This window comes from Flavobacterium fragile (assembly GCF_023634865.1).
Taxonomy (GTDB): domain Bacteria; phylum Bacteroidota; class Bacteroidia; order Flavobacteriales; family Flavobacteriaceae; genus Flavobacterium; species Flavobacterium fragile.
In genome coordinates, this window is record NZ_JAMLJN010000010.1 from 90,437 (window position 1) to 100,765 (window position 10,329).

Consider the following 10,329-nt stretch of genomic DNA (forward strand, 5'->3'; position numbering starts at 1 on the left):
TATTTTCAAATACTAAGCAGGTTGCACATATTCCAATTGCTCTAAGCTCACTTTTGAAGTAAAAATTCCATAGTTTACCGTAGCTTTTGTCTTTTCAATCGCGTCTATGGTTCCGATGGCTTTCCCATCTTTCATGCGAACACGATCTCCAACTTTTAAAATTACTTTAGGTTTGTTTTCTTCTTCAATTTTGGCTTTTATTTTCTTTTCTTTTTTTTCGGTTCGGATTTCTTCCACCTTAACTTTTACTTCTTCTTGGACTTTTTTGTGAATCACTTCTTTGACTTTCTTTTCTTTTGCGGAAAGTTTTCTGCGTTTTGAATTTTCGATTTCTACGATTTTCAAAAATTCTCCAATCAAAGTCTTTTTGTCTTTGTTATTAAAATAACTCTCTGAAATATCATCAATTTTTTGTCCAATGTAAATCAAACGTTGGTTCGCATCGTACAATTCTTGATAGCGTTCCAATTTCTCTTGAATTTTTGCATTGATGGTTTCCATCTTTTTGCTTTCTTCACGTGCTTTTGCTTCTTCTTCTTTTAAAGTTAAAGAGGTTTTCTCTAATTTAGAACGCTCTTTTTGAAGGGTAGCAATCGTTTTGTCAAAGCGAACTTTTCCGCCTTCTATTTTCTTTTTAGCACGATTGATTAATCCATATGGAATACCATTTTTTTGTGCAACTTCAAAAGTAAACGAACTTCCCGCTTGTCCTAAAATTAATTTGTACATGGGTTCTAACGATTTCTCATCAAACATCATGTTAGCATTTGTAGCGTAAGGCAATTCGTTGGCTAATATTTTTAAATTGCTATAATGAGTTGTAATGATCCCGAAGGCTTCACGAGCATAGAATTCTTCCAAGAAAGTTTCTGCTAAAGCGCCTCCCAATTCAGGGTCAGAACCCGTTCCAAATTCGTCAATTAGGAATAAAGTTTTAGCGTTGCATTTCTTTAAGAAATAATTCATATTCTTTAAACGATAGCTATACGTACTCAAATGATTTTCAATAGATTGATTGTCACCAATATCGGTTAAAATTCGATCGAATAAAAAGGTTTCACTACGTTCATGAACCGGAATTAAAATCCCACTTTGCAGCATTAATTGTAGTAATCCTACCGTTTTTAATGAAATCGTTTTTCCTCCAGCATTTGGTCCCGAAATTACAATAATGCGACTTTCATTATGTAATTCAATGGTTTGAGGATAGGTAACCGCTTTCTTTTCCTTATTGTTTAAATACAAAATAGGGTGGTAGGCTTCTCGGAAAAACATGCGCTTTTCTTCAATTATATTCGGTAGAATTCCGTTGATTTTATTAGCATATTTTGCTTTTGCAGCAATCACATCAACATCACTCAAAAAGTCTTGATAAGCCGCAATCGTTTCGGTAAACGGACGAATTTCATTAGTCAAACGCTTTAAAATTCGCATGATTTCTTCGCGTTCTTCATACTCTAAATTGTTTAATTCACGCGAATAGCGTTGTGCTGCTTCGGGTTCGATGTAAGCGATACTTCCTGTTTTAGAACTTCCTAAAATCGAACCCTTTACTTTTCTTCGATACATGGCTAAAACCGCTAAAACACGGCGATTTTCAACCACAGTTTCTTTAATATCATCTAAATAACCAAGCGAATTGTATTGACTCAATGCCATACCAAAACTTTGGTTGATTTTTCCTCGCACCACATTAATACTTCGACGAATATCCACTAAATCGGGAGAAGCATTGTCTTTAATAATTCCAAACTTATCTACGACTTCATCAATACGTTGAATAATTAATTTCACCACATCTATTTGAGAAGCTTTTTGGTATAAATTTGGATAATAATCTTCAAATTTCTTTAAAAACTGAATCAACGTAATCGCCGTTTCTGATAGATTGGCAATTTTTTTAAAACTTCCAACTTCCAAGAAACTGTCTTCGATAGCTAAGAATTTTAGTTCGTAGTTGATGTTCTCAAATCCGTGGTTGGGAATGGCATTATTATTAGAAAACGAAGATAAATATTCAGAAGTTTGCTTTAAGTTAATAAGCAGTTCTTCTTTGTTTTTAAACGGAGTTATCGCCATCGCTTTTTCTTCACCAATATCGGTGTTACAACGACTGGCAATGGTTTCTAAAACCGTATTAAATTCTAAATCTTGTAGCGTTTTTTCAGTAATCGAAATCATTTTTCTTTTTCTAGTAGGTCAAAGTTACAAAGTAATGAATCCATATTGCAACAGAAATTTATATTTTTGGTAAAAATTATAAAATGTTTATCAAAAATCAGAGTTGGGAAGTCTTATTAGCATCTGAATTTCAGAAGCCGTATTTTGTAGAATTGATGCAACAAGTGGAGCAAGAGTATGCTAACACAACTTGTTTCCCACCAAAAGAACTGATTTTTTCAGCCTTTGAGCAATTTGATTCTCAAGATACGAAAGTGGTGATTATTGGACAAGACCCATATCATGGAACAGGTGAGGCGAATGGTTTGTGTTTTTCGGTTAATGATGGCGTGGCGATTCCACCATCGTTGAAAAATATTTTTACTGAAATTAATTCAGAATATGATAGAATCTTATTTCCAACTTCAGGTAATTTAGAACGTTGGGCAAAACAAGGAATTTTGCTATTAAACGCTGGTTTAACGGTAAGAAAAGACCAAGCAAATAGTCACAAACACTTACAATGGAATGTTTTTACCGATGCTGTGATTGATTTGATAAATGAGCAATTAGAAAACGTGGTGTTTCTATTATGGGGTAGTTTTGCTCAGAAAAAAGGGAAATTGATCAACCGAGAAAAACATTTGGTTTTAGAAAGCGGACACCCATCTCCTTTAAGTGCTAACAGAGGCATGTGGTTTGGAAATAATCATTTTACATTGACGAATGAATACCTTAAAGCAAAAGGAAAAGGTGAAGTGGTATGGTAATTACAACGTTAATGCCCCTAGAATCTCATCACTCATAAATTTACCTCCTGGATATGTAGCGGTGTAATCTAAATTTAACCAAATTTGACCTCTTTCATCAATATGATAATGGATTTGTTGGTTTTTACTTTCGTCTACAAACAAGACTTCTTTGATGTAATACAAAGCAGTTTCTAAGTCGTTTTTATTTCCAATCAACATTTCTGGATACAAATGCCCTCCTGTATGAATAATTCTGGGTGTACCGCCAATCGCTTTAATACATGCTGCCATCAAAATAGCGTGGTCATCACAATCACCAGAAAAGTGTTGTAAACTCTCGGAAGCCGAAGCTATGTACTCTCTTCCTTTCGGATCGTTAACGTAGTTCCAGCGGTTTCTAATTTCTTTAAATACTGCAAAGCATTGAATCATTCTACGAACATCGCCCGTTTGTTTGATGTCTTTAAAATGTTTGGTTGTTGCTAAAAGGGCAAAATTACGCACTTTAGGATTGGCAAAATCTACCGCATTAATGATTTTAGTTTTATTAGGAAAAGGAAGCAATTTTGCCACTATTACGTCCTGCGGATTTGGATTTTCACTCATGGAGTAGACCATAAATCGGTAGTCTTCAAATACGCGATTGAATCCATAATTTCCAAAAAGGGTTCCGTATAACAAAGCCACTAGGTACAGGAAAACAATCAAAATGATTATCGTTTTGACCAATCGTAAAATCAGTTGGATGCTAACTACAAGCACTACAAAAATAAGTATTCGGTCTATATTGTACTTCCATTCTAAATCGATTAAATTTTGATGTGCAATTAAAAAAAGGGGAATAGCAATTAAGATATTCAATAAAAAAATGACAACATTATCCCACGGCTTCGGTAAAGAAAGCTTTTCTTTGAGTTCGGCGATAGTTGGAATTTTAATTGTCATTTCGTTTAAAACGATAAAAATACGGAATTATTTAAGTATCGACTCTATTGGGACTTTTTTGTCGATAATTTGAAGCTTCAAAAGTTGTTCCATTATTTTATCTAAAGTTGGTGCTGTCATTTGTTTTTGCGACCAACGTGTTACTTTTAACCATTCTTGAATTGCTTCTATTTTTTGATGGTATTTAGAAGCTAAGGTTCTATCAATACTCGGAATCATTTTGAATTCTTCTGTTGTAGTATTGATAATGTCTAAAATTTGCTCGATTACTTTTGGATGGTTTTCCAAAACTTCATTACGCACGGCAATTACAAAACAAGGCCAAGGCGTAGGGCAATCGGCAATTCTTCTAAAAATACCTTGATCTACTAACGGTTGTGTCATAAAACGTTCCCACATGAAGTAATCAGCTTTTCCTGAAGTTAAAGCTTCTACAGCACCATCAATGGTATTCACGATGTCGAATTGTAAATTTTCGGAGTTCCAATTCTGATTTTGAGCATTTACAATACTCATCAAATGCGAACCCGAACCCATGCGAGAAATGGCTACTTTTTTGTTTTCTAAATCGGAAAGTGTTTTATAGTTAGAATTGGCAGCCACGTGAATTCCCCAAATTAAAGGGCTTTGCACGTAAACTTGCACAATCTTACTGGGGTTTCCAGCAGTAATGTCTTTGATGATGCCTTCGGTTAGAATTACAGCAATATCGGTTTCGCCATCGCGTAACATTTGGCACATTTTTCCGGTTCCTTCAGGCACATCGGTCCATTGCAAATCGATTCCTACAGCTTCAAATTCGCCATCTTCAATACACATGTGCCAAGGTAAGTTGAAATGTTCTGGTACACCCGCAATTTTGATTGTCTTCATTCTTAAGTTTAAAAAATTAAAGTGTTAAGCGTTTAAAAGTATTTGGAATACAGATTTAAAATTTTCTTAAATCTGTGTTCCGTACTATTACTCTGCTAACTTATTTAATGCGTATACAATTAATTCATCTACAGCTTTGTATGGGTCTTCACTAAAAGTACCAGTTGCACGGTTTGCAATGATAGCATTTAACGATAAACAGTTGTGCCCTAATAGTTTTCCTAAACCGTAAATAGCGCCAGTTTCCATTTCTAAATTCGTCATACGTGTTCCGTTGAAATTGAAACTATCCATTTTCGAATTTAATTCTGGATCTTGGATTCCTAAACGTACTACACGTCCTTGTGGTCCGTAAAATCCGCCTGCTGTTCCTGTGAATCCTTTGAAGATTTTATCGCTTTCTAAACGTTTTTCTAAGGTTTTACTTCCTGCAATTACATACGGACGGCCTTTTCTCATGTCCCAATTGGTTTGAGCGATAAACGCTTCTTCCATTTCGGTTTCTGAAATATCGTCAATTAAATAGGAGCGTAGCATGTTGTCTAATCCTAGGCCATACAAACTCATTACAATGCTATCGCAAGGGATGTCGGCTTGTAATGAACCTGAAGTACCGATACGAACGATGTTTAAAGAAGTTAATTCTTTTTTAACGGTTCTTGTTTCTAAATCTACGTTTACTAAAGCGTCTAATTCATTCATTACGATATCGATGTTGTCTGGTCCAATTCCGGAGGACATAACCGTTATTCTTTTGCCTTTATAAGTACCCGTTTGGGTTTTAAATTCACGCTTTTGAGTAGTAAACTCGATTGAATCAAAGTGTTTTGTGATTTTTTCTACACGATTTTGATCTCCAACGAAGATAATATCGTTAGCGATTTGTCCCGGTTTTAAATTGATGTGATATACACTTCCGTCTGGGTTTAATATTAATTCTGATGCTGCTATCATTTGTTTTTTAGTTTAAAGTTTCAGGTTTTAGGTTTATCCTCCAACTCGTTTGGTTTTAAATCCTTTGTCTTGTAAAAGTTTCATGATTTTATCACGATAATCGCCTTGAATGATGATTTCGCCATCTTTAAAAGAACCACCCACCGCTAATTTGCTTTTGATTTCTTTGGCTAAGATCTTAAAATCTTCTTCTTCGCCTTCATAGCCTGAAATAATCGTGGTAGGTTTTCCTTTGCGCTTCTCATATTTACAAATCATAGGTTCCTTTTGAACGAATAATTCGTGAGGAGTTTCCTCGATAGCTTCTGGTTCGTTAGAAACTTCGTGGTTAGGGAATAGTTTTTTTAATTGTTCTTCTAAATCATTCATAGTTAATTTTTTAGAACGCGGATAACACTGATTTTACGGATTATCGCTGATTTTATTTTTAATAATTTTGAAATACTTTTCTACAAAACTCAGGTTTTTTTCCAAAGTTTAATAGAAGGCTTACCTCAATATTTGTGCTTTTTAAATAATTAAGTAGTTGAAATTCATGAGCTTCAGTAATTGCTTCAGTATCTTTTAATTCTAAAATTACTTTATCGTTTACTATTAAATCGGCATAATATTCTCCTACTTCAATGTTCTTGTAATATACTTTTATTTGCTTTTGAGATTCAACTTCAAAGCCGTTATTTTTTAATTCATTATATAATGCATTTTGATAAACTTTTTCAAGAAAACCATATCCTAGTTCATTGTATACTTCATAAAATAATTTCAAAATTGAACCTGTTAACTCTTTGTGTAAAATACTACTCATAATTTTTATTATTAATCTGCGGTAATCCGAAAAACCCGTTTCATCCGCGTTCCATTGTGGCGTGTAAATGTTAATCTTTAAACAAAAAACCAAACCCCAATGTTACTTGGAATTTGGAGTTTGTTTGTTGGAATATTCTTCCTTTTATTTTTTAATCAATCCTAATTCTACTAAACGTTCGTGTAAGAATTCACCAGCGGTGATGTCTTCGTAGCGCTTTGGATTGTTTTCATCGATGCATTCTGGTAAGCAATTTAAACTCATGTCGCTTACTGGATGCATGAAGAATGGGATAGAATAACGAGAAGTTCCCCATAGTTCTCTTGGTGGGTTTACCACTTGGTGAATGGTTGACTTCAACTTGTTATTGGTGTGTCTTGATAACATATCCCCAACATTAATCATTAACTCGTCTGGTTGTGCCATGGCATCAATCCATTCGCCGTTGTGATTTTGTACTTGTAAACCTTTTCCTTGCGCTCCCATTAATAGAGTAATCAAGTTGATGTCGCCATGTGCTGCGGCACGAACGGCTCCGTCTTTCGGTTCGTCGGTGATAGGTGGGTAGTGGATAGGACGTAAAATACTGTTTCCGTCTTTGATGTATTTGTCAAAGTAGAATTCGTCTAATCCAATGTAAAGAGCTAGAGCTCTTAATACGTAAACCCCAGTTTTTTCTAACATTTGATAGGCTTCTTTACCTACGGTGTTGAATTTAGGTAATTCGGTTACTTCTACGTTGTCTGGATATTCTCCAGCCCATTTTGAACCTTCTGAAACGTATTGTCCAAAATGCCAAAACTCTTTTAAATCTCCAGCCGAACGCCCTTTTGCATGTTCTTTACCAAAAGACACATAACCACGTTGTCCGCCGATACCTGGAATTTCGTATTTCGCTTTGGTTTCTAGAGGAAGGTTAAAGAAGTTGCGCACTTCTGCATATAAATCCTCTACTAGTTTGTCATCTAAAAAATGACCTTTTAGTGCTACGAAGCCGATTTCTTCGTAGGCTTTTCCGATTTCATTTACAAATTTTTGTTTACGTGCCGGATCATCCGACAGGAAATCACGTAAGTCAACACTAGGAATTTGTTGCATACTTAAAATTAATTGTTCATAAATCAAAGGGGTTTTAACCCAAGTAAATACAAAGGTAATTATTTATTTTAATTGTGAAAGAGGAAAGTTGTTAACATTGATTGGGGATTTGGTGAAGGGGAGATTGGGGGATTGGGAGATAGGGAGATGGGGAGATTGGTAGATTTGGAGATTGGGAGATTGGGGGATTATGTTCTAATTTTAATTTGAACTTGGCTTTGCTCTTGCATTTGATTTTTTAACTTTCTTTTTTTATAACATTTCTCGTCTAAAATGTTATTTTTATTACTTTTGAACAAAATTTAATTGTTCCCGTATCATGAACTTTGAAAGAAAAGATTTATCAAATTCGCAACTACTTGATTTATACAAGAAAATCTTAAAACCGCGCTTAATCGAAGAGAAAATGTTGATTCTAATCCGTCAAGGAAAGGTGTCGAAATGGTTCTCGGGTATTGGGCAAGAAGCTATTTCGGTGGGAATTACTTCGGTTTTAGATAAGGATGAATATATTTTACCAATGCACCGTAATTTAGGGGTGTTTACTACTCGTGATATTCCGTTGCACCGTTTGTTTTCGCAATGGCAAGGTAAGAAAAATGGTTTTACTAAAGGGCGTGATCGTAGTTTCCACTTTGGAACGCAAGAATATAAGATTATTGGTATGATTTCGCATTTGGGTCCTCAATTAGGGATTGCTGACGGAATTGCTTTGGCTAATAAACTAAGAAAGAACGGAAAAGTAACGGCTGTTTTTACAGGTGAAGGAGCTACTTCAGAAGGGGATTTTCATGAAGCTTTGAATATTGCTTCGGTGTGGGAATTGCCGGTTTTATTCGTAATTGAAAATAACGGGTATGGCTTATCAACTCCTACCAACGAACAATATCGTTGTGAAAACTTAGCCGATAAAGGTGTAGGTTATGGTATGGAAAGCCATATTGTAGATGGAAATAACTTGTTAGAAGTATATCATTTAATTAAAGAATTAAAAGCTTCGATGATTGAAAATCCACGTCCGGTATTGTTAGAGTTTAAAACGTTTAGAATGCGTGGGCATGAAGAGGCGAGTGGTACGAAGTATGTTCCGCAAGAATTAATGGATTTATGGGCGGTAAAAGACCCTGTAGAGAATTATAGAAATTACTTAAAAGCTACAGCGGTTTTATCGGATGAAGAAGATGAGGCTATTCGTGCTGCGATTAAGAACGAAATTGATACCGATTGGGCGAAAGTGCAGGAGGAACCTGCTATTGTAGCTTCATTAGAAGAAGAGTTAGGTGATGTGTACCAACCGTATGAATTTGAAGAATTTACTCCATCTTCTGAAACAGAAAATATCCGTGTAATTGATGCCATTTCAAATGGTTTGCGTCAGTCGATGGAACGCCATGAGAATTTGGTAATTATGGGTCAAGATATTGCCGAATATGGTGGTGCTTTCAAAATTACAGATGGATTTGTAGCGCAATTTGGTAAAGAAAGAGTTCGAAATACGCCAATTTGTGAGAGTGCTGTAGTGTCTACGGCTAACGGATTATCGATCAACGGATTTAAAGCGGTGGTTGAAATGCAATTTGCCGATTTTGTTTCTACTGGATTTAATCCGATTGTAAACTTATTGGCAAAGCAGCATTACAGATGGCAAGAAAAGAGCGATGTTGTGGTACGAATGCCATGTGGTGGTGGTACACAAGCGGGGCCTTTCCATTCGCAAACTAACGAAGCTTGGTTTACTAAAACGCCTGGACTAAAAGTAGTTTATCCTGCGTTTCCTTATGATGCGAAAGGGTTATTGAATACGGCTATTAACGATCCTAATCCAGTGTTGTTTTTTGAGCATAAATTATTGTACCGTTCAGTATATCAGGACGTACCAAAAGATTACTACACCTTACCTTTTGGAAAAGCGTCATTGATTAAAGAAGGATCAGATGTTACGATTATTTCGTTTGGAGCAGGGGTGCATTGGGCTTTAGAAACGTTAGCAAATAATCCAGAGATCAAGGCGGATTTGTTAGATTTAAGAACGTTACAACCCATGGATTGGGAGGCGATTTATGCTTCTGTTAAGAAAACCAATAAAGTAATCATTTTGCAAGAAGACACCTTATTTGGTGGGGTAGCAAGCGACATTTCGGCTATGATTATGGAAAACTGTTTCGAATATTTAGATGCACCTGTAAAGCGTGTAGGAAGTTTAGAATCGGCTATTCCTTTTATGAAGACGTTAGAAGACCAATATTTACCGAAGGGTAGGTTTGAAGCAGCACTAAAAGAACTATTGGCTTATTAAATTAAACACCTTGGAACACTAGTTTTTTTACAACGTACGTTTCACTTTTTGTAATTTACATAAAATTAAAAGACACTTTCGGGTGTCTTTTTTTGTTTTGGTTTCTTTTCTTTTACTAGGGTACTACAACCATTACGTATGCATACCGTAAGTATGGAGTATCCATACACTAAGCATACACTAGCTATGCTTTATGACCCGTCGTAAAATAACTATACAGATTAATAAATAAATCCTGTTATGGTGATACAACTATAGTTTTTAATCCTAAACTTACTATACAATTGTTTTTTCATGATAAAAACGCTTGTTGTAGTTTTTCTATATACACTGTTTTTGTGTATTGCTATTGTAATACAAGACACTCGCATACTTAAACTACTATAAATTAATAGGGTGGAATAGAATGAGTTGATAGGTTTTGACAGGTTTTGATAGGTTTTGAC

Annotated in this window: 9 protein-coding genes; 2 read left to right on the forward strand and 7 right to left on the reverse strand. The window is 35.2% G+C overall.

Annotation, left to right across the window (positions count from 1 at the left end; genetic code table 11):
- Positions 1 to 12: 12 nt before the first annotated feature.
- On the reverse strand, positions 13 to 2,181 hold the full coding sequence (locus NAT47_RS11250) for an endonuclease MutS2 (protein WP_250582810.1): 2,169 nt from the start codon (positions 2,179 to 2,181) through the stop codon (positions 13 to 15).
- An 83-nt stretch (positions 2,182 to 2,264) separates the two neighbouring features.
- Between NAT47_RS11250 and ung the strand changes: the two genes are divergently transcribed.
- A complete protein-coding gene (gene ung, locus NAT47_RS11255) occupies positions 2,265 to 2,930 on the forward strand; it encodes a uracil-DNA glycosylase (protein ID WP_250582812.1) in 666 nt (221 codons plus the stop codon).
- Here ung and NAT47_RS11260 read toward each other — a convergent pair whose 3' ends face one another.
- The 6 genes from NAT47_RS11260 to NAT47_RS11285 all read right to left on the reverse strand — a co-directional run bounded on the left by NAT47_RS11260 (position 2,931) and on the right by NAT47_RS11285 (position 7,587).
- Complete coding sequence (locus NAT47_RS11260; RefSeq protein WP_250582814.1) at positions 2,931 to 3,857, reverse strand: transglutaminase; 927 nt, start codon at positions 3,855 to 3,857, stop codon at positions 2,931 to 2,933.
- 27 nt (positions 3,858 to 3,884) lie between these two features.
- Complete coding sequence (locus tag NAT47_RS11265; protein ID WP_250582816.1) at positions 3,885 to 4,730, reverse strand: substrate-binding domain-containing protein; 846 nt, start codon at positions 4,728 to 4,730, stop codon at positions 3,885 to 3,887.
- 87 nt (positions 4,731 to 4,817) lie between these two features.
- Entirely contained in the window at positions 4,818 to 5,684 is an 867-nt protein-coding gene (locus NAT47_RS11270; protein WP_250582818.1) for a nucleoside phosphorylase, read from the reverse strand.
- Positions 5,685 to 5,717: 33 nt separating this feature from the next.
- On the reverse strand, positions 5,718 to 6,053 hold the full coding sequence (locus tag NAT47_RS11275) for a translation initiation factor (protein WP_250582820.1): 336 nt from the start codon (positions 6,051 to 6,053) through the stop codon (positions 5,718 to 5,720).
- A 58-nt stretch (positions 6,054 to 6,111) separates the two neighbouring features.
- Positions 6,112 to 6,489: a GxxExxY protein gene (locus NAT47_RS11280; RefSeq protein WP_250582822.1), complete on the reverse strand. Its 378-nt coding sequence runs from the start codon at positions 6,487 to 6,489 to the stop codon at positions 6,112 to 6,114.
- Between the two features lie 144 nt (positions 6,490 to 6,633).
- Positions 6,634 to 7,587 (reverse strand): isopenicillin N synthase family dioxygenase, encoded by a 954-nt coding sequence (locus tag NAT47_RS11285; RefSeq protein ID WP_250582824.1) that lies wholly within the window; start codon positions 7,585 to 7,587, stop codon positions 6,634 to 6,636.
- 319 nt (positions 7,588 to 7,906) lie between these two features.
- On the opposite strand from NAT47_RS11285, the gene NAT47_RS11290 reads away from it, so the two are divergent.
- Positions 7,907 to 9,883, forward strand: coding sequence for an alpha-ketoacid dehydrogenase subunit alpha/beta (locus NAT47_RS11290; RefSeq protein WP_250582826.1), 1,977 nt, complete (start codon positions 7,907 to 7,909; stop codon positions 9,881 to 9,883).
- Positions 9,884 to 10,329: the final 446 nt, after the last annotated feature.